Origin of the sequence: Massilia litorea, assembly GCF_015101885.1 — a bacterium.
Taxonomy (GTDB): domain Bacteria; phylum Pseudomonadota; class Gammaproteobacteria; order Burkholderiales; family Burkholderiaceae_D; genus Telluria; species Telluria litorea.
Map to the genome: position 1 here is coordinate 577,768 of NZ_CP062941.1, position 20,298 is coordinate 598,065.

At 57.3% G+C, this 20,298-nt stretch carries 14 protein-coding genes, 2 tRNA genes and 2 rRNA genes; 9 read left to right on the plus strand and 9 right to left on the minus strand.

Annotated features, from left to right (window positions below; all coding sequences use genetic code 11):
- Positions 1-34 precede the first annotated feature (34 nt).
- The 6 genes from LPB04_RS02555 to LPB04_RS02580 all read right to left on the minus strand — a co-directional run bounded on the left by LPB04_RS02555 (position 35) and on the right by LPB04_RS02580 (position 7,696).
- Positions 35-2,926, minus strand: a 23S ribosomal RNA gene (locus LPB04_RS02555).
- A gap of 222 nt (positions 2,927-3,148) precedes the next feature.
- Positions 3,149-3,224: transfer RNA gene (locus tag LPB04_RS02560), tRNA-Ala, on the minus strand.
- A gap of 21 nt (positions 3,225-3,245) precedes the next feature.
- Positions 3,246-3,322 (minus strand) — tRNA-Ile (locus LPB04_RS02565).
- Between the two features lie 76 nt (positions 3,323-3,398).
- A 16S ribosomal RNA gene (locus LPB04_RS02570) occupies positions 3,399-4,933 on the minus strand.
- Together the 16S and 23S rRNA genes with 2 tRNA genes alongside form the textbook arrangement of a ribosomal RNA operon.
- Before the next feature lie 420 nt (positions 4,934-5,353).
- Positions 5,354-6,916, minus strand: a complete 1,563-nt coding sequence (locus tag LPB04_RS02575) for a phospholipase D family protein (RefSeq protein ID WP_193687235.1) — start codon at positions 6,914-6,916, stop codon at positions 5,354-5,356.
- A gap of 3 nt (positions 6,917-6,919) precedes the next feature.
- On the minus strand, positions 6,920-7,696 hold the full coding sequence (locus LPB04_RS02580) for an enoyl-CoA hydratase (RefSeq protein ID WP_193687236.1): 777 nt from the start codon (positions 7,694-7,696) through the stop codon (positions 6,920-6,922).
- A 73-nt stretch (positions 7,697-7,769) separates the two neighbouring features.
- Between LPB04_RS02580 and LPB04_RS02585 the strand changes: the two genes are divergently transcribed.
- Positions 7,770-9,068 (plus strand): MFS transporter, encoded by a 1,299-nt coding sequence (locus tag LPB04_RS02585; protein WP_227496595.1) that lies wholly within the window; start codon positions 7,770-7,772, stop codon positions 9,066-9,068.
- Between the two features lie 16 nt (positions 9,069-9,084).
- On the opposite strand, the gene mltA is transcribed toward LPB04_RS02585, so the two are convergent.
- Positions 9,085-10,332, minus strand: coding sequence for a murein transglycosylase A (gene mltA, locus LPB04_RS02590; RefSeq protein WP_193687237.1), 1,248 nt, complete (start codon positions 10,330-10,332; stop codon positions 9,085-9,087).
- Between the two features lie 11 nt (positions 10,333-10,343).
- On the opposite strand from mltA, the gene LPB04_RS02595 reads away from it, so the two are divergent.
- On the plus strand, positions 10,344-10,481 hold the full coding sequence (locus LPB04_RS02595; RefSeq protein ID WP_193687238.1) for a hypothetical protein: 138 nt from the start codon (positions 10,344-10,346) through the stop codon (positions 10,479-10,481).
- Positions 10,482-10,492: 11 nt separating this feature from the next.
- Here the strand turns inward: LPB04_RS02595 and apaG are convergent, their stop codons facing one another.
- Positions 10,493-10,867 (minus strand): Co2+/Mg2+ efflux protein ApaG, encoded by a 375-nt coding sequence (gene apaG / locus LPB04_RS02600; RefSeq protein ID WP_193687239.1) that lies wholly within the window; start codon positions 10,865-10,867, stop codon positions 10,493-10,495.
- 161 nt (positions 10,868-11,028) lie between these two features.
- On the opposite strand from apaG, the gene rpe reads away from it, so the two are divergent.
- From rpe to LPB04_RS02620, 4 genes are all read left to right on the plus strand, one after another.
- Positions 11,029-11,700, plus strand: coding sequence for a ribulose-phosphate 3-epimerase (rpe, locus tag LPB04_RS02605; RefSeq protein ID WP_192051504.1), 672 nt, complete (start codon positions 11,029-11,031; stop codon positions 11,698-11,700).
- 2 nt (positions 11,701-11,702) lie between these two features.
- A complete protein-coding gene (locus LPB04_RS02610; RefSeq protein WP_193687240.1) occupies positions 11,703-12,401 on the plus strand; it encodes a phosphoglycolate phosphatase in 699 nt (232 codons plus the stop codon).
- Between the two features lie 196 nt (positions 12,402-12,597).
- Complete coding sequence (gene trpE / locus LPB04_RS02615) at positions 12,598-14,094, plus strand: anthranilate synthase component I (protein WP_193687241.1); 1,497 nt, start codon at positions 12,598-12,600, stop codon at positions 14,092-14,094.
- A 173-nt stretch (positions 14,095-14,267) separates the two neighbouring features.
- Entirely contained in the window at positions 14,268-15,530 is a 1,263-nt protein-coding gene (locus tag LPB04_RS02620) for a tyrosine-type recombinase/integrase (RefSeq protein ID WP_193687242.1), read from the plus strand.
- Between the two features lie 619 nt (positions 15,531-16,149).
- On the opposite strand, the gene LPB04_RS02625 is transcribed toward LPB04_RS02620, so the two are convergent.
- Entirely contained in the window at positions 16,150-16,920 is a 771-nt protein-coding gene (locus LPB04_RS02625) for a hypothetical protein (RefSeq protein WP_193687243.1), read from the minus strand.
- A 235-nt stretch (positions 16,921-17,155) separates the two neighbouring features.
- Between LPB04_RS02625 and LPB04_RS02630 the strand changes: the two genes are divergently transcribed.
- The 3 genes from LPB04_RS02630 (at position 17,156) to LPB04_RS02640 (ending at position 20,200) form a co-directional block, all read left to right on the plus strand.
- On the plus strand, positions 17,156-17,815 hold the full coding sequence (locus LPB04_RS02630; RefSeq protein ID WP_193687244.1) for a hypothetical protein: 660 nt from the start codon (positions 17,156-17,158) through the stop codon (positions 17,813-17,815).
- A gap of 323 nt (positions 17,816-18,138) precedes the next feature.
- The gene (locus LPB04_RS02635; RefSeq protein WP_193687245.1) at positions 18,139-18,615 is read left to right on the plus strand and encodes a hypothetical protein; all 477 of its coding nucleotides are present in this window, start codon (positions 18,139-18,141) and stop codon (positions 18,613-18,615) included.
- A gap of 565 nt (positions 18,616-19,180) precedes the next feature.
- Positions 19,181-20,200, plus strand: coding sequence for a J domain-containing protein (locus tag LPB04_RS02640; protein WP_193687246.1), 1,020 nt, complete (start codon positions 19,181-19,183; stop codon positions 20,198-20,200).
- The last annotated feature ends 98 nt before the right edge of the window (positions 20,201-20,298 follow it).

Consider the following 20,298-nt stretch of genomic DNA (forward strand, 5'->3'; position numbering starts at 1 on the left):
CTGTATTCGATTGAACTATACCTGCTAAGGTTATAGGGACAAGCCGTACGGGCAATTAGTACTGGTTAGCTTAATGCATTACTGCACTTCCACACCCAGCCTATCAACGTCCTGGTCTCGAACGACCCTTCAAGGAGCTCAAGGCTCCGGGAAATCTCATCTCAAGGCAAGTTTCCCGCTTAGATGCTTTCAGCGGTTATCTCTTCCGAACTTAGCTACCCGGCAATGCCACTGGCGTGACAACCGGTACACCAGAGGTTCGTCCACTCCGGTCCTCTCGTACTAGGAGCAGCCCCCTTCAAATTTCCAACGCCCACGGCAGATAGGGACCAAACTGTCTCACGACGTTTTAAACCCAGCTCACGTACCACTTTAAATGGCGAACAGCCATACCCTTGGGACCGGCTACAGCCCCAGGATGTGATGAGCCGACATCGAGGTGCCAAACTCCCCCGTCGATATGAACTCTTGGGAGGAATCAGCCTGTTATCCCCAGAGTACCTTTTATCCGTTGAGCGATGGCCCTTCCATACAGAACCACCGGATCACTATGTCCTACTTTCGTACCTGCTCGACTTGTCGGTCTCGCAGTTAAGCACGCTTATGCCATTGCACTATTAGCACGATGTCCGACCGTACCTAGCGTACCTTCGAACTCCTCCGTTACACTTTAGGAGGAGACCGCCCCAGTCAAACTGCCTACCATGCACTGTCCCCGATCCGGATAACGGACCAAGGTTAGAACCTCAAACAAACCAGGGTGGTATTTCAAGGATGGCTCCACGAGAACTGGCGTCCCCGCTTCAAAGCCTCCCACCTATCCTACACAGATTGGTTCAAAGTCCAATGCAAAGCTACAGTAAAGGTTCATGGGGTCTTTCCGTCTAGCCGCGGGTAGATTGCATCATCACAAACATTTCAACTTCGCTGAGTCTCGGGAGGAGACAGTGTGGCCATCGTTACGCCATTCGTGCAGGTCGGAACTTACCCGACAAGGAATTTCGCTACCTTAGGACCGTTATAGTTACGGCCGCCGTTTACTGGGACTTCAATCAAGAGCTTGCACCCCATCATTTAATCTTCCAGCACCGGGCAGGCGTCACACCCTATACGTCCACTTTCGTGTTTGCAGAGTGCTGTGTTTTTATTAAACAGTCGCAGCCACCAGTTTATTGCAACCCTTTCACCCTTCCACAGTAAAGTGGTCAAGCTACCGGGGCGTACCTTTTCCCGAAGTTACGGTACCAATTTGCCGAGTTCCTTCTCCCGAGTTCTCTCAAGCGCCTTAGAATACTCATCTCGCCCACCTGTGTCGGTTTGCGGTACGGTCTCGTATGACTGAAGCTTAGAGGCTTTTCTTGGAACCACTTCCGATTGCTTCGCAGCACAAGGCCGCTCGTCCCACCCCCTTGAATTCCGCGCCCGGATTTGCCTAAGCGCCTTCTATGAGGCAGAAACTGACTATTCCAACAGTCAGACAACCTTCCGCGATCCGTCCCCCCATCGCATCATACGACGGTGCAGGAATATTAACCTGCTTCCCATCAGCTACGCATCTCTGCCTCGCCTTAGGGGCCGACTCACCCTGCTCCGATGAACGTTGAACAGGAAACCTTGGGCTTACGGCGTGGAGGCTTTTCACCCCCATTATCGCTACTCATGTCAGCATTCGCACTTCTGATACCTCCAGCATCCTTCACAAGACACCTTCACAGGCTTACAGAACGCTCTCCTACCATATCGATCAAAGTATAAATACTTCGAAAAATATCCGCAGCTTCGGTGACTGGCTTAGCCCCGTTACATCTTCCGCGCAGGACGACTCGATCAGTGAGCTATTACGCTTTCTTTAAATGGTGGCTGCTTCTAAGCCAACATCCTGACTGTTTTAGCCTTCCCACTTCGTTTTCCACTTAGCCAATCTTTGGGACCTTAGCTGGCGGTCTGGGTTGTTTCCCTCTTGACGCCGGACGTTAGCACCCGACGTCTGTCTCCCAAGCTCGCACTCATCGGTATTCGGAGTTTGCAATGGTTTGGTAAGTCGCAATGACCCCCTAGCCATAACAGTGCTCTACCCCCGATGGTGATACTTGAGGCACTACCTAAATAGTTTTCGGAGAGAACCAGCTATTTCCAAGTTTGTTTAGCCTTTCACCCCTACCCACAGCTCATCCCCTAATTTTTCAACATTAGTGGGTTCGGACCTCCAGGGCGTGTTACCGCACCTTCATCCTGGCCATGGGTAGATCACTTGGTTTCGGGTCTACACCCAGCGACTGTCGCCCTGTTCGGACTCGATTTCTCTACGGCTCCCCTATCCGGTTAACCTCGCCACTGAATGTAAGTCGCTGACCCATTATACAAAAGGTACGCCGTCACGGAACAAGTCCGCTCCGACTGTTTGTATGCACACGGTTTCAGGATCTATTTCACTCCCCTCCCGGGGTTCTTTTCGCCTTTCCCTCACGGTACTGGTTCACTATCGGTCGATTACGAGTATTTAGCCTTGGAGGATGGTCCCCCCATGTTCAGACAGGATTTCTCGTGTCCCGCCCTACTTGTCGTACGCTTAGTACCACCGGTCTGATTTCGTGTACGGGGCTATCACCCGCTATGGCGCCTATTTCCAGAAGCTTCCACTATCAGTCCGACTATCACGTACAGGCTCTTCCCATTTCGCTCGCCACTACTTTGGGAATCTCGGTTGATTTCTTTTCCTGCAGCTACTTAGATGTTTCAGTTCGCCGCGTTCGCTTTGCATACCTATGTATTCAGCATGCAATGACCTAAAAGGCCGGGTTTCCCCATTCGGAAATCTGCGGATCAAAGTGTGTTTGCTCACTCCCCGCAGCTTATCGCAAGCTACTACGTCCTTCATCGCCTGTAATCGCCAAGGCATCCACCATGTGCACTTATTCGCTTGTCCCTATAACGTTAGCCCCTGGTTACTCACCAGGGAGCGCTATAGTTCAAGGAGTACAGCTTGTTGCATGTTTGTTGATTCTTACTACTACCCTAAGTGTGCACTTTTACATGCACGCTTAAAAAAACTTTACTTCTTCCAGATTGTTAAAGAACAGAACAACAGTGATCTCGAAAAGATCAAACCTAAATCGCACCAGGAACTGGATGACTTACGTTTGAACTTTGGTGGAGGATGACGGGATCGAACCGACGACCCCCTGCTTGCAAAGCAGGTGCTCTCCCAGCTGAGCTAATCCCCCTTATTGGGTTTGCCAATAACTTGGTAGGGCTGGTTGGACTCGAACCAACGACCCCCGCGTTATCAACACGGTGCTCTAACCAGCTGAGCTACAGCCCCGAAACTGTGTTCTTTGTTCAACAGTCGATAAGTGTGAGCGTTTGGTGACTGGGTTCAAGACCCGGCGCTACTCTAGAAAGGAGGTGATCCAGCCGCACCTTCCGATACGGCTACCTTGTTACGACTTCACCCCAGTCACGAATCCTACCGTGGTAAGCGCCCTCCTTGCGGTTAAGCTACCTACTTCTGGTAAAACCCGCTCCCATGGTGTGACGGGCGGTGTGTACAAGACCCGGGAACGTATTCACCGCGACATGCTGATCCGCGATTACTAGCGATTCCAACTTCACGCAGTCGAGTTGCAGACTGCGATCCGGACTACGATACACTTTCTGGGATTAGCTCCCCCTCGCGGGTTGGCGGCCCTCTGTATGTACCATTGTATGACGTGTGAAGCCCTACCCATAAGGGCCATGAGGACTTGACGTCATCCCCACCTTCCTCCGGTTTGTCACCGGCAGTCTCATTAGAGTGCTCAACTGAATGTAGCAACTAATGACAAGGGTTGCGCTCGTTGCGGGACTTAACCCAACATCTCACGACACGAGCTGACGACAGCCATGCAGCACCTGTGTTCAGGTTCCCTTTCGGGCACTCCTAGATCTCTCCAGGATTCCTGACATGTCAAGGGTAGGTAAGGTTTTTCGCGTTGCATCGAATTAATCCACATCATCCACCGCTTGTGCGGGTCCCCGTCAATTCCTTTGAGTTTTAATCTTGCGACCGTACTCCCCAGGCGGTCTACTTCACGCGTTAGCTGCGTTACCAAGTTAATTAAAACCCGACAACTAGTAGACATCGTTTAGGGCGTGGACTACCAGGGTATCTAATCCTGTTTGCTCCCCACGCTTTCGTGCATGAGCGTCAATCTTGACCCAGGGGGCTGCCTTCGCCATCGGTGTTCCTCCACATCTCTACGCATTTCACTGCTACACGTGGAATTCTACCCCCCTCTGCCAGATTCAAGCCTTGCAGTCTCCATCGCAATTCCCAGGTTGAGCCCGGGGCTTTCACGACAGACTTACAAAACCGCCTGCGCACGCTTTACGCCCAGTAATTCCGATTAACGCTTGCACCCTACGTATTACCGCGGCTGCTGGCACGTAGTTAGCCGGTGCTTATTCTTCAGGTACCGTCATTAGCAAAGGATATTAGCCCCTACCGTTTCTTCCCTGACAAAAGAGCTTTACAACCCGAAGGCCTTCTTCACTCACGCGGCATTGCTGGATCAGGCTTGCGCCCATTGTCCAAAATTCCCCACTGCTGCCTCCCGTAGGAGTCTGGACCGTGTCTCAGTTCCAGTGTGGCTGGTCGTCCTCTCAGACCAGCTACTGATCGTGGCCTTGGTGAGCCTTTACCTCACCAACTAGCTAATCAGATATCGGCCGCTCCAGGAGCATGAGGTCTTGCGATCCCCCACTTTCATCCTTAGATCGTATGCGGTATTAGCGTAACTTTCGCTACGTTATCCCCCACTCTTGGGTACGTTCCGATATATTACTCACCCGTTCGCCACTCGCCGCCAGGGTTGCCCCCGCGCTGCCGTTCGACTTGCATGTGTAAAGCATGCCGCCAGCGTTCAATCTGAGCCAGGATCAAACTCTTCAGTTCAATCTCTGTTTGTTGACACTTTCGTGTCACCCTGATTTCTCAGGGGTCGCTCACTCAAAATACTGACCGTCATCTCATTGCTGAGACAACGTATTTCTTTTTTGTGAACATTTGATAATTTAAGTAATCAAGAACCGAAGCTCTTGGCACCTTCATCAAACGCCCACACTTATCGACTGTTAATTGTTAAAGAACTTGTTCGGTGTTGCCTTGCTGTGTTCTGCGAATCGTTTTGTTCGTCAGCAGCAGAGGAAGAAGAGTATGAAGCAATTTCTGTTTCTCGTCAACTTCTTTTTTGCTACACCGCAGTACTTCGCGGCACCTGTTGTCAACACAACTACTTGATTTCGTTGTCGTTTTCAGCAGGAGGCGAATTATAGCGAAGCGACACCGAAGTGCGCAAGGCCCGTTCGTGACTTTCTACAACAGCCAGTCGATGGGCAGGAGCGAGAGGATGCGGACAGCCATTTGTCGCCAGATGCTGATGCCAGGTTCGCGGGTATGCCGGACCGCTTTTCCCTCGGAGCGCTCAATCCAGACCAGCTCGCCCTCCCCGTCGAGACGCACCTCGTATGCCCGCTCCGGCATCCGCTGTTCCAGTGCCCCGTGTAATCGTTGAGCCATGGCCGGGTTGTCGATTACAAAGCCCATTTCGGTGTTCAGGTCGATCGAACGCCGGTCCATATTGAAAGAACCGACGAACACGCTGCGGCCATCGACGCTGAATGTTTTCGCATGCAGGCTCGATGTGGAACTGCCGAGCGGTCCGCGACGGACGTCCGGCCGGTCGGCATCCCCGCTGCGGCGCAGTTCGAAGAGCTGGACACCCGCACGCAGCAGCTCGTGGCGCCGTTTGGCATAGCCGGCGTGCACTGCCGCCACGTCGGTCGCCTCCAGGGAATTGGTCAGCACACGCACCGTCACCCCGCGCCGGGCGATCGCGGCCAGGGCCGTGGCGCCTTCGCTCCCTGGTACGAAATACGGAGAGACGAGATCGAGTCGGCGCTCCGGCTGCCCCCACAGGCGCTGGAGCTGGACGACGACCCGGTCGTCCGGATCGGCCGTTCCCATGACTTTGGCCGGATCATCGCTGACGAGGCGGACAAGGCTCCATTCCAGTGGCAAGCTGCGCTGCATGAGTTGCTCGACAAATGGCGAGACCCGGATCGCCTCGAGATAGCGTTGCGCCTCGTTCCGGCCGCGTAACAGCTTCGCGCGATCGGCCAGTGCTAGCGCAGCCTGGGGGGCGATCGTGCCGGACTGGACGAGCATCGAAAAGGGATAAGCCGAGGCATTGTTCCAGTAACGGTCGAAGTCCTGCGACACGTCCCGGACGATCGGGCCGACGGCGAGCACATCGAGGTCCACGAACAGCATGTCGCCCGCCGCACCGAAGTACTCGTTGCCGATATTGCGTCCCCCAACGATTGTCGCCTGATTGTCGATCGTGAAGGACTTGTTGTGCATGCGCCGGTTCAGGCGGCCGAAATCGAGCATGTAGCCCAGGCCGCGCCAGGCGCGCATGCGAAAGGGGTTAAACAGGCGCACCTCGATATTCGGGTCCGCATCCAGGAGGGCCAGGACCGGATCGAGTCCGTCGGTATTGTTATCGTCCAGAAGCAGGCGGACCCGCACTCCCCGCGCGGCTGCCTCGCGCAGTGCATCGAACATCAGCACGCCGGTGAGATCGTTATGCCAGAGATAGTATTGAACATCGAGACTGCGCTCCGCACTGCGCGCCAGCAGCACACGGGCGGCAAAGGCGTCGCGGCCATCGGGCAAGGCGATGACGCCGGAGTGCCCCGGATGGGCGGCAGCGAGGGGGCCGATTGCCTGGCCCAGCTTGGTCGCGCCGGTGTCGAATGGCGCCACCGTCGTGATGCGGGCGCCCGGGGGCGGAAGCGGCAGCGAACGACAGCCAACTGCCGCCGCGGCGACGATCGCGAGCGCCGCGGCCCCTTTCAACAAGGCCGGCGCCCGCATCGCTTACATCCCCTCGAAATTTGCCTTGCGCTTGGCGAGGAAGGCCGACATCCCCTCCTTCTGCGCCGGCGTACCGAAAGCCGCATGGAAGAAGCGGCGCTCGTAGCGCACGCCTTCGGTCAGCGTCGTCTCGAAGGCGCGATTGACCGAATCCTTGATCGCCATCGCCACCGATACCGGCATCTCGGCAATGGTATTGGCCACCGCCAGCGCTTCTTCCATCAGCTTATCCGCCGGGAAGATGCGCGACACCAGCCCGGTACGCTCGGCCTCGGCCGCGTCGATCATGCGCGAGGTCAGCAGCATGTCCATCGCCTTCGCCTTGCCGATGGTGCGCGGCAAACGCTGGGTACCGCCCGCACCCGGGGTCACGCCGACCTTGATTTCCGGCTGGCCGAATTTCGCGCTGTCGGCGGCGATCAGGAAGTCGCACATCATCGCCAGTTCGCAGCCGCCGCCCAGGGCGTAGCCGGCGACGACGCCGATCACCGGTTTGCGCACGTTCAGGATGTGTTCCCAGTTGCGGCCAATATAGTTACCTGGATAGGTATCGGCATACGTGTAATTGGCCATGGCCGCGATGTCGGCACCCGCCGCGAACACTTTTTCACTGCCGGTCAGGACGATGACATTCACCGACGGGTCGGCGTCGAACTTGTACAGAGCGTCGCCCAGCTCGTTCATCATGTTGTCGTTCAGCGCATTCATCGCCTTCGGGCGGTTCAGGCGAATCACGGCGACTTTGCCGTGGTTTTCGATCAGCAGGTCAGCGTATTCCATGGGACACCTCTATATAAGGGATTGATCAGTGCCGCGATTGTAGCGCCTCCACGGCCGGGAAAGGCAGGTATCATTGCGATTTAAGCAAGCCTGGAACGAGCCGATCATCGCAACGATACGCCATACCCTCTCCCGTCTCGGCGCGGACGGCCTGCTGCAGAGCGCCGACTTCCGCCGCCTCTGGCTGAGCAGTGCGCTGACCCAGTTCGGCTCCCAGATCACCCTGCTCGCCCTGCCGATCTGCGCGGTGCTCATGCTGCATGCGACGCCGAGCCAGATGGGCACCCTGGCGGCGCTCGAATCGCTGCCCTTCCTGCTGTTCGGATTGCCGTCCGGCGTCCTGCTCGACCGCCGCCGGCGTCTGCCGATCATGATGTGCAGCGACGTGATGGTCGCGACCGCGCTGGCGAGCGTGCCGCTGGCCTGGTGGCTCGATGCGCTGACGATCGGTTGGCTGTATGCGGTCGGCTTCGTGCTCGGCACCGGGCTGACCGTCGGCGGCAGTGCCGAGCAGGTCTTCCTCACCTTCGTCGTCGGGCGCGAGCGCCTGGTCGACGCCCACGCCCGCTTCGCCGGCACCGAATCGGCCGCGCGCCTGATCGGACCCGGCATGGCGGGCGCACTGGTGCAACTGCTGGGCGCGCCGATCGCCATCCTGTGCAATGTCGCCGGTTTTGTCATTTCGCTGGCCAACCTGCGCCGCATCGGGGCGCGCGAACCGGAGCCTGCACCATCGACTGCCCATCCCCTGCACGACATCCGGGAAGGCCTGGCCTTCGTGTGGCGCCATCCGGTTTTGCGTACCCTCGCCTGCACGGCGGGCGCCTGGCATTTCCTGTTCTATGGCTATCTGGCCCTGCACGTGCTGTTCGCCACCCGCGTACTGGGCATGGCGCCGGGTGTGATGGGGACGGCGCAGATGCTCGGCGGCGCCGGCATCCTGGCCGGCTCGATCCTCGTGAAACCCTTGTCGGCACGGTTCGGCACCGGGCGCGCAATCCTCGCCGGTTTATGTGTGTGCGCGCTGGGCTTCGTGCTGATGCCGGCGATTCCCACCGCCCTGCTGGGCAGCGCGGCAGCGACCGCCTTCGCCTACGGCAGCGTCGTGTTCCTGCTCGACTGCGGCGCGACCCTGTTCTTCGTACCCTACATCGCACTGCGCCAGCGCGTGACGCCGGATGCGGTACTCGGCCGGATGGTGGCGACCATGCGCTCGCTGACCGTGGCCAGCGCTCCACTGGGCGCGCTGGCGGCCGGGGCACTGGCCGAGCGTTTCAGCGTGCGTACCGGCCTGGCCTGCGTGGCTGCGGGTGCGCTCGTGCTGACGGTGGCGGCGCTGGCCGGCACCAGGCTACGCGATGTGAACGACTGAGGTGAACGACTGATCCTTACTTCGGCAACAGCACCCACACATTCCCGCGCTGCTTCATCCGCCCCGCATATTCGGCCGCATTGCCACCGAAGCCGAAGAAGAAATCGGCCCGCACCGCCCCGCGGATGGCGCCGCCGGTATCCTGCGCCATCATCAGGCGCTGGATCGGTGCGCCATCCACAGGATGCGTGGTGGAGAGGAACAGCGGCGCGCCCAGCGGCACCTGGCCCGGGTCGACCGCCACCGAACGCTCCGGCGTCAGCGGCACGCCGAGCGCGCCTTTCGGGCCGACGCTCGGGTCGGGCAGGCGCTCCTCGCGGAAGAAGATATAGCTCGGATTGACGTTCAGGAGTTCCTGGCGCCGCGCCGGGTGAGAAGCAATCCACTCTTTGATGCTCTGCGCCGAGACGCCGTCGGCCGGCAATTCTCCCTGTTCCACCAGCCAGCGCCCGATCACTTTATAGGGATGGCCGTTCTGGTCGGCGAAGGCGATGCGCACCGTTTCTCCGGTGTCGTCGAGGCGGACCCGGCCCGAACCTTGCACCTCGAGGAAGAAGGCCTCGACCGGGTCGTCGACCCAGACCAGTTCCTTGCCGTTCAAGGGCGCGCGCTCGATCTCGGCACGGGTGCTGTACGGGATCACGGTTTTACCCACCAGGCGGCCGCGCAGGCGCATGTTCTTCAGGCTCGGATAAGCGGACGCCAGGTCGACCGTGATCAGGTCGTCCGGCACACGGTACAGCGGGGTCTGGAAGGCGCCGCCGCGCTTGCGCGCGCCGCGCAGCATCGGCTCGTAATAGCCGGTGATCAGGCCGGTGTCGGCGCCGTCGGGCATGCGCATCTGGTTCGGCACGAAATACGTCTCGAAATAGCGGCGGATGGCGGCGTTATCGCGCGCATCGACGCCAGGCGCCGCCGTGCATGGCGCGCTCCACTGCGGCTTCTTCGCCAGCACGCGGCAGGAGGCGATGAACGCCGGCCAGGCCTGGCGCAGGTCGTCGCCCTGCCAGCCGGGCAGCGATTCGAAGGAGACCGGGGTCATCGGCGGCACGGGCGGCGGGGTCGGGGCCGGGACCGGAATCGCGACCGGGCCGACCGGCGGCGGCATCACGATGTCGGGCTGCTTCGATGGCGGCGGTGGGACCGGTTGCTGTTTCACCGGCGGCGGCGCAGTCGGCGGCGTGCCGCAGGCGGCCAAAAGAAGGGCGACGAGGGCGAGCGAAGTGGATAAACTGCGTGGTACTCTGCGGCGTATCGATTGCATAAGGACAGTCTATGTGGATCTTGATGTTGGAAGCGGGCGTGGCGTTCTTCCTGCTCGTGTTGATCGTCTGGTGGACGATGTTCCACGGCCGCCCCGAAACCCGCAAGCGGCCGCTACGCCAGGAGGACGAGCCGCCGCGCGCGCCGTAGAGCCTGGGCGCTTAATGCAGCATGCTCGGCAGCGTCAGCACGAATTCCGGAATCCTGACTTCGAAGCGGTGGCCGTCCTCGGCCACGCAGAAGTACTCGCCGTGCATCGAGCCCTGCGGCGTGCCCAAGGGCGTGCCGCTCGAGTATTCGAACTCTTCGCCCGGTTTCAGCAGCGGCTGGTGCCCGACCACGCCCAGACCCGACACTTCCTGGACCCGGTTGTTGGCATCGGTGATGACCCAGTGGCGCGAGATCAGCTGGGCCGGTACCTCGCCCGTATTGCGGATCGTGATCGTGTAGGAAAACAGATATTCGTCCTGATCCGGCTTGCTTTGCTCGGCCAGGTACTTGGTACGAACGGTAACGGTGAAATCGTAGGTAGCCACGGCTTCCTTCTTTCTTATTGGTGGAGACGCGGGTGCGCAAAAGCCCATGATACCCCGCCAGGCAAAACGGGGCAGCGCAGGTGGGTATAACAGCGCGGAATCGGCTCGGCGTAAAATAGCGGCTTCAACCAACCGCACTGCCACGCAGTGCCACCTTACTTATGACCACCTACCGCATCGCTCCCAGCATCCTGTCCGCCGATTTCGCCCGCCTGGGCGAGGAAGTCCGCAATGTCGTCGAGGCAGGCGCCGACATCATCCACTTCGACGTGATGGACAACCATTACGTGCCGAATCTCACCATCGGCCCGCTGGTCTGCCAGGCGATCCGCCCGCACGTGCAGGTGCCGATCGACGTCCACCTGATGGTGAAGCCGGTCGACCGCATCATCCCCGACTTCGCGAAAGCCGGCGCCAACATCATCACCTTCCACCCGGAAGCGTCCGAGCACATCGACCGCACGCTGCAGCTGATCCGCGACCACGGCTGCAAGGCCGGCCTGGTGTTCAACCCGGGCACGCCGATGCACTACCTCGAGCACGTGATGGACAAGATCGACATGATCCTGATCATGTCGGTCAACCCGGGCTTCGGCGGCCAGTCCTTCATCCCGGAAGCGCTGAAGAAGATCGCGATCGCGCGCCGCCTGATCGACGAATCGGGCCGCGACATCATGCTGGAAGTCGATGGCGGCATCAAGGCCGAGAACATCGCCGCGGCCGCCGCCGCCGGTGCCGACACGTTTGTTGCCGGCTCGGCCATCTTCGGCAAGCCCGACTACAAGGCCGTGATCGACGCCATGCGCGCCGAACTGGCAACAGTCGGGAAGTAAGCGTGCGTCCGGGCGCCGCGGCCATCCGGGCCGCCATCATCGATCTCGACGGCACGATGCTCGACACCGTGCCCGACTTTGAACTGGCCCTGAACGGCATGCGCGCCGAATTCAAGCTCGCGCCGATCGGGCAGGACATCATCAAGCCCATGGTCGGCAAGGGTTCCGAGAAGCTGATCCGCGACGTGCTGGCGCTCGACTACGATGCCGCCCGCATCGATGCTGTTTTTGACGAGGCGATGGCGTCTTACCAGCGCCATTACCTCGCGATCAACGGCGAGAGAAGCGTGCTCTACGAGGGCGTGCTCGAGGGCCTGGCGGCGCTGCGCGATCTCGGCCTGCGCCTGGCCTGCGTGACCAACAAGCCGATCGCGTTCGCCACGCCGCTGCTGGCGCAAAAGGGGCTCGCGCCCTTTTTCGAGCTGGTCTACGGCGGCGACTCGCTGCCGCGCAAAAAGCCCGATCCCCTGCCCCTGCTGCAGGTGTGCGCTGACTTCGACCTGGCGCCGTCAGCCGTGGTCGCGATCGGCGACTCCTCGAACGATGCCGAAGCGGCGCGCGCGGCACGTTGCTATGTGCTCACAGTGCCATATGGTTATAACCACGGAAGGCCTGTGCAAGACATCGATTCCGATGGTATAGTTAATTCGCTACTGGATGCCGCCGAGCTCGTTCGTGCGCACAACAGCACCGAAAACTAACTCATCTATACATGTTCTCCATTAAAAAACTCACCGTCAACCAGACCGGCGCCCTTGAGGCCTGGGTCTGGCGACGCTGGCAATCCTGGGCTAACTGAACCCGTCTTGATTGCTGCCGGCTGCACGTACGCCGGCAGGTTTTTTACCACCACCGCCGCCCATCCTCCCCTTCAAACGTGGCGGCCCGGAGAAGAACATGACCGAACTCGAATTCAAATCGCTGGCCAACCAGGGCTATAACCGCATTCCGCTGATCGCCGAAGCCTTCGCCGATCTGGAAACGCCGCTGACCCTGTACCTGAAACTGGCGCAGTCGCAGAACACCGGCAAGAACACCTTCCTGCTCGAATCGGTCGTCGGCGGCGAGCGCTTCGGCCGCTATTCCTTCATCGGCCTGCCGGCCAAGACCCTGTTGCGCAGCAGCGGCAATCTCACCGAGATCGTCACCAACGGCAGCGTCGTCGAAACCCACGAGGGCAACCCGCTCGACTTCATCGAAACCTATCAGTCGCGTTTCAAGGTCGCGCTGCGTCCGGGCATGCCGCGTTTCTGCGGCGGCCTGGCCGGCTACTTCGGCTACGACACGGTGCGCCACATCGAGCGCAAGCTGGCCGGCAAGGCCCCGGCCGACCCGCTCGGCCTGCCCGACATCCAGCTGATGGTGACCGAAGAGCTGGCCGTGATCGACAACCTGTCCGGCAAGCTGTATTTGATCGTCTACGCCGATACGGCGCAGGCGGAAGCCTTTGCCAAGGCGCGCCAGCGCCTGAAAGACCTGCGCGTGATGCTGCGCCGGAGCGTCGAGGCGCCCGTCACGACCGCTTCGGTGCGGACCGAAGCGGTGCGTGAATTCAGCAAGGAAGATTACTTGAAAGCGGTGGCGACGGCGCACGAATACGTGATGGCCGGCGACCTGATGCAGGTTCAAATTGGCCAGCGCATCCGCAAGCCGTATGTCGATTCGCCCTTGTCCCTGTACCGCTCGCTGCGTTCGCTGAACCCGAGCCCGTACATGTATTACTACAATTTCGGCGACATGCAGATTGTCGGCGCCTCGCCCGAGATTTTGGTGCGCAATGAAACCTCGGCCGCCGGCGAGCGCAAGGTCACGCTGCGCCCGATCGCCGGCACCCGTCCGCGCGGCGCGACGCCGGAACGCGATGCCGAACTGGCGGCCGAGCTGCTGGCCGACCCGAAGGAAATCGCCGAACACGTGATGCTGATCGACCTGGCGCGCAACGACATCGGCCGCATCGCCGACACCGGTACCGTGAAAGTCACGGACCGGATGGTCATCGAAAAATACTCGCACGTGCAGCACATCGTCTCGAACGTCGAAGGCGCCTTGAAGGAAGGCATGTCGAACCTGGACGTGCTGCGCGCGACCTTCCCCGCCGGTACGCTGACGGGCGCGCCGAAGGTGCGGGCGATGGAGATCATCGACGAACTCGAGCCGACCAAGCGCGGCATCTACGGCGGCGCGTGCGGTTATCTCTCCTTCGGCGGCGAGATGGACGTGGCGATCGCGATCCGCACCGGCGTGATCAAGGACGGCAATCTGTACGTGCAGGCCGCGGCCGGCATCGTCGCCGACTCGATCCCCGAAATGGAGTGGCAGGAAACCGAAGCGAAGGCGCGCGCCGTGCTGCGCGCGGCCGAACAAGTGCAAGACGGACTGGATGGGGAGATCTGACATGCTGCTCATGATCGATGAGCATCATCCCCATCCAAAGCAATCCACTACGGCCCATTCTCCTTTTTGATTCAATAGCTTAGCGCCAAAACATACCCTAGCATAGCCACCACTATCCATTGATTTGGTGGTAAATTGGTGGTAACTCTGGTTACCACTGATGGGGTGATGAAATGCCTAAGCAGCTGACTCATTCCGAAATTCTTGCGGCCAAACCTAAGGCCAAGCCATACAAACTCGCAGATACTGACCGCCTCTATGTCCTGATTGCCGTAACTGGTAAAAAGTACTGGAAGTGGAACTATCGTCTTGACGGCAAGGATTGCACCTACTCAATCGGCACCTTCCCCGACATCAAGCCGGCTGAAGCCCGCGAGCTCCGTACCGCGGCAGCAAAGCTAGTCGCCCAAGGCATACATCCTGCTGCCCACGAAGCGGACAAGATCGAGCAAGCCAAGGCTGAGAAGGCAACGACCTTCTGGGCTGTCACACAAGAATGGATCGAGACGAAGAGGACAGAGGTTCAGCCTTATTCCTTCAAACAAATCCAGTCGGGCATGCAACGTTATATTAGAGATACGCCGGTTGGCGCAAAGCCTATCAAAGCTATTTCGACGTCTGACATGTACAAGCTGATCCGTGGCATCGCCAACCGAACAGAACGTACAGGGCTCGAGCGAAAATCGACTGGTGCACACACGGTGGCGACGAACATCCGAGGTTGGTGCAACGCTGTTTTCCGATTCGCCATCCACTCCGGACGTGCTGACCGCAATCCCGTGACAGACTTTAAAGCCGGTGACGTCATCAAAAAACCCAAGGTCAAGAATAACTTAGCACTGACCGAGGCTCAACTTACCGAACTCGTAGCAGCGGTGCACAGCTTCACAGGCCAGCGCAAGACCGCGATAGCTATAGAGCTGCTCCTGCTTACGTTTGTCCGCACGGGCGAGCTACGCTGCGCCACTTGGGACGAATTCGATCTCGAAAAAGCACTTTGGACTGTGCCGAGCGAGCGGATGAAGATCAAGGACGTCGGCGACCATCTTGTACCGCTTGCACCGAGAGCCGTCCGACTTCTGCAAAAGCTGAAGACCATTACTGACACCTCAAGCAAAGCGCCTCGTTGGCTGTTCCCCAATGATCGCCGCGATACCGAGCCTATGTCTGCAACAACTATCAACCGAGCTTTAGAACGGATGAAGTTCAACGGCAAAGGAACTATCGGCTTCTCGGCCCATGGCTTTCGTGGAACCGCGTCTACGCTCTTGCATGAACAGGGCTACGCGCCGGAGATCATTGAGCTGCAGCTGGCTCATCAAGAACGCAACACAGTCAAAGCAGCCTATAACAAAGCTCAGCACATTCCTGAGCGCAAAAAAATGATGAGCGATTGGGCGAACTACATCGAAAGTTTGAGGAAGCAGGCGAGCTAATAGCGTGTGTTAAAGCAATCCTGAGTCATCCAAGTAACCAACGCAATCAATTGCACTGCAATGCCTGACTCCCCATTTCCCCCTCGCTGATCCTCAGAGACGAATAGAACCGATCAGCATGGTGGCGGCATCGGCGAGTGGTCCGGTGCATACAACAACCTCGGCGCGACCGGCCACAGGTTTCGGTGCCGAATAGGACGGTGCTTCAGTAGGTGGGGACAGTCACCCGGCGGCACCGTGAAAGGCAACATGACGTCCTGCCGACGGCTGACAGAAGCTAGCCATCTCAAGCTAATAGCGTCGCAGCAATGTTCTCGCCATCGTCCCATCAATCACGATTCATTTGAACATGTAAGGTTTCGAGGCAAGGATGCTGATTGTCGCTTATGCGAATTCCTGCTGGAATACAGCTGCAAGCATTTTTTGCCCGGGTGGCTGCGGGTCTTCTGTGGCGTCCGCTTCCGGCCAAGAGCGGACAGTCGACAGCCACCCAAGGGAGGGCAATTGTAGAATGGTCGCTACGCGCTTCATGAACAACTGCAAGCACATAGAGCGCTTGAGGCAGGGCATGGCATTGGACGTAGCGAACCCGGATCTGAAAATAGAGCCTGTAAGAAAACTATCTTGACGCAACGTTTAGCCCTTCGGCTGGACCGTCCTGTTTTGACCATATCGACACCGAACCCGCGTCTTCGGCAGTTGGGTTCAGGTTAGTCGCGACCACCGAATAACTATACTCACCGATGTCAACCCAAAAACGCATACGAGAATATCCAGGGAAATATTCGACCCCCAACTCATCGCGCGACACAAAATCTCCTACGTCACCGTAGCGCAGGTTAGGGAAGTCTATTTCTCGACTACTCGACTGCGCAGCCTGAAGAATCATTTGCTTGATGTCCTTGTCGTCTGTCGCTCTTGCATGGCTGACGGGATTTCCCATCGGTGCCGATATACCCAAGCCCGAAGCCAGTGAGGCAATGTCGTCAACACTTAGTACGCTTAGATCCCGGCCGGGAGCTGCCTTGATAAATACCGTGTTTCGCGTCCCGTCCCGAGGTGTGTATACAAACCGAACCGAAAACTCCCGACCGCCATGAATCATTGGATGCTGAAGTACCGACCAATAGAACGTAGTGCCTCCGTCAGTGTTCACGATCTGGCGCGGCTCAACGGCGAAGCGGTTGAAAACCTTTTCGATTGCCGCACGATTAATGTGGTAGCGCTCCTCGCTGACCTCATTTCGCATCGCCATCACTGCAGCACCCAAAAGCGAACTCATTGCTCGGTTGTCGAACCAGTTCTTTACAAAGAAAAAAACGATGAGCGAACAACCCCACGTTGGTATCGCGAGCAGCACCGCTGCTAGCAATGAAACAAGGTAGAACATAGTAGCTTTCACCAGAAAGGAGGGAGGTTTTATTCTAACAACAATTCTTGACTGCTCACAGCGTTTATAATTAAGCAGGCCGGCAAGGGCAACGGCAAGACACTGTCTCCGGGGAGGGTCGCTGTGGCAAACAAGCCGACTGTGTCTATTTTTGTAACTTGCTTGCAAATTGATTAGCTGTCAATATTTGTGCTGAACACTTGATTTTTCAATCTCCGACCGCCACTCGCCCGCCGTGAACAAATACTTAATCGTCCTTGCACTCTCTTTTACCTGCGCGCTCCATGCCGGAGCTGTCGAGGAGCAGGGCGCCGTATGGAAACGCACAGCTAAGTTTCGCTCGTTGAGCTCGGCAGAACAGTCAACTCTAATCAAACTGTACAACGTAAAAATCGAGGAAGTTGCCGACGACTACCGCGCCAAGCTACCAGCGCCCATGAGCATTGAACGCGACCGAGCCGTGACTGGCATTTCACGTTGTGTAGTCGACTCGGGGTTGCTCCAACAAATGCAGAAGGACCCGGAAAGCGCAGCAGCGGAAGCAGCCGCGAAACGCTACCTCGATAGCTGCGGAGCAGCCCAGGGGGATCGCTTTATTGCTGCGGAGTGGCGAGGCGCACGCAAGGTCAGCGCGCTGGCGTACCTGCTCGACTATAAGGAGCTACTGGGCACAACGGTTGCCGTTAAGGGATCGCTGCTGCACCGTGGCCAGTTGACGCTGTTGCATCCGCCCGGCAGGCCAGACGCCTATATCGTCGTAGATATCGACGAGCTCTCGCGAGACGAGCGCGAGCGCATTTTGCTAGATTGCGCAAGCGGATGTCAGATGGAAGTCTATGGCAAGGTAGGTAACATCGTCGGGCAAAAAGGACTGGCTGCAATTAGAATCCGTTAGCGTGTGCTGCTGCCAGCTTGGCATCCTTACTTTTTTTCAAACTAAGTACCCCTAACAAAACCCTTTCCGTGCTGGGATGTCAACGACCTCGTGCACTGAACCATTCCGAACCTCTGCAACCGGCCAGGAGCGGACCTTTCGCCCCATGGTTAGAAACCAGCAGATACGCCTACACTTCAAACAGAAAGTCTTACCAACTCTTCAACTTAAAGGTCCTTCTAATGCAAAAAATACTTTTGGAACCTGAGTCACGCTAGCAGATTTTGGCAGACCTCTCGGAACATAGAAAAACGTGGGATGCCTTGGGGATCGATGAAAAATTCATGACAGACCTCATCGCGCAGAAAGGTGATACGCATTTTATTGTTGGGTTGGCGGTCGTTGTCGAGGGCGCCGCAGCTATCGTGTTGCAGAAGAACCTAAATGCCAACGAAGACTTCGTGGAGTGGGTCATGAAGAAGACTAAACACAGCGAACGGCTTCACCTTCTGAAAATTCTAAAAAAGATTGATTCGACTTCCTACGACATGCTCTTGAAGTTGGCGGAGATACGGAACGCATTCGCGCACCAGCCAGCAAACCTGAAGAAGTCGCTCGAACAGTTTTATACTGATCAAAAGCCTCAATGGAAGTACGAGCTGCAAAATGCTCTAGCACAGCAGCTGGTCACGGATAAGTCATTTCTCAAAAACCTCAAGTCAGGAGATATTGATGACGCTTGCTTGCTTGCTAAATTCAGAGACACACTGCTCAGTGGCCTGATGGTGCCCCTCTATGAGCTTGTGAGTGGCCTAAGCTAGTGTGGCAATGTTGGGCTAATTTATGGCCGCCCCTCCTTTAGCGCTATAAAAGCAAAATCCTTCCATGTTCAGCCAATCGGAACGTCTGTAATCGGCCAAAAGCGGACTTAGTCTACTTTATTGAAACCCTATGAATAAGAAAATATCGGTAGAAGTTGTGAAACACGAGACCATTTTTGTTAGACGGGTGCACCTTGATCGGCAAGGATGAGATTGCCAGCGCACTCGGATCGGCTCTGGGAAATGATTCAAACTTTATTCTTGTGATCCGGTTCACGCCGTTCAAGAACTACAGAGGCATAGGGACAATCATGTATGCTAGCCAACGCGCTGGCATGCCGGCATGCCGGACGACAACTTACGCTGGGTGACGGACGACGGACAACGGCGACGTTGTGAAGTTCGACGAGTCGACGTCGCCTTATCGCTGGAACGCGCTGATGCTCTGGTTTGCCATGCCATATCGACAAAATTATTGCCAAGTCAAAATATCAGCTAAAATTGATGTTCCAAATGTTATTACGCACAGACGTGTCGTCCGACACGCGGGCTTTAAGTTTAACCGATGAAAAATTACTATTCAGTGCTCGGTGTGTTACCAACGGCCGAACTTGCCGTTATACGTGCGGCGTACCGCGCACTATGCCAGATATACCACCCAGATAAATACAGTGGTAACAAAGATTATGCTGAGGCCCTGACGAAAGAACTTAACGAGGCTTGGTCGGTGCTTTCGGATGCTGAGAAGCGCCGGCAGTATGACAAGGCTATCGGGAGCCAGCAGCAGTTTGCCGACACATCCGGCTCAGAGCGTGTTGAACAGCCCTTCCGGGAAACCCTCATCCAGAGCTTTCCTGAACTGCAGACTATTGCAGAATATTACTTCGATATTTGGGACTTGATCGAACGCCTGCAGAAGGTTTCCCGGCAGTTGGCAACCGGGTTCGTCGCAACTCTCCTGCAAACAAAAGCATATAAAGGACGGGCAGAGCTTGCGAAGCAGCTGGAGCAACGCTTTTTCATTTCGTATTTCGGAAAAGACAAAAGAATTCAGGAGTTCGCAAGAGGCCTGATCGCTGCGGGAAATAGAGAGGCAGCGCTGGAGCTTAATAAGGCAGTAACGATTTTTGGCTCTGGTATCGAAGCGGATTTGATCATAAACAAAATATCGGTGAAGTATGACCTTGGCGGGAATGATCCTCAGCCGGGCTTCGCGACAAGCGCGCAGAAGGACCGAAATAGAAACCCCGAGCGCTCCGCACGCCAAAACGAAACGCAGCACGACGCGAGCTCCTCTGACCAGAGCATCATCTCGCATTCCATAAAAAGGCTGGAAAAAATGCGCTCTGCGGCTTATCTACCCTCGCCCAACGATTGGCTGAGTGCAACTAAAACGCTGAGGTCCGCTCTCGAAATATCATTAACATTCAAAAGCTCCCGGAAGAGCATGTTCTCCTCTGAGGAGATAGCGGTTTTTCATCTTGGAAAAAAAACCTGGGACGTGCCCTTGAAGTCACAGGAATTGAGGGTATGGGTTACCCAAGAACTGATTCCGATGGCGGAAAGAAAACTGCAACGTGAATGAAGCTGATTGGCCACCGAAAACCCTGAGTCTCCGATAACTCAGCTGGAAACTGGACGGTATGCTTTTCAAAATGCTGAGGCGCACGATTGGTGCAATAG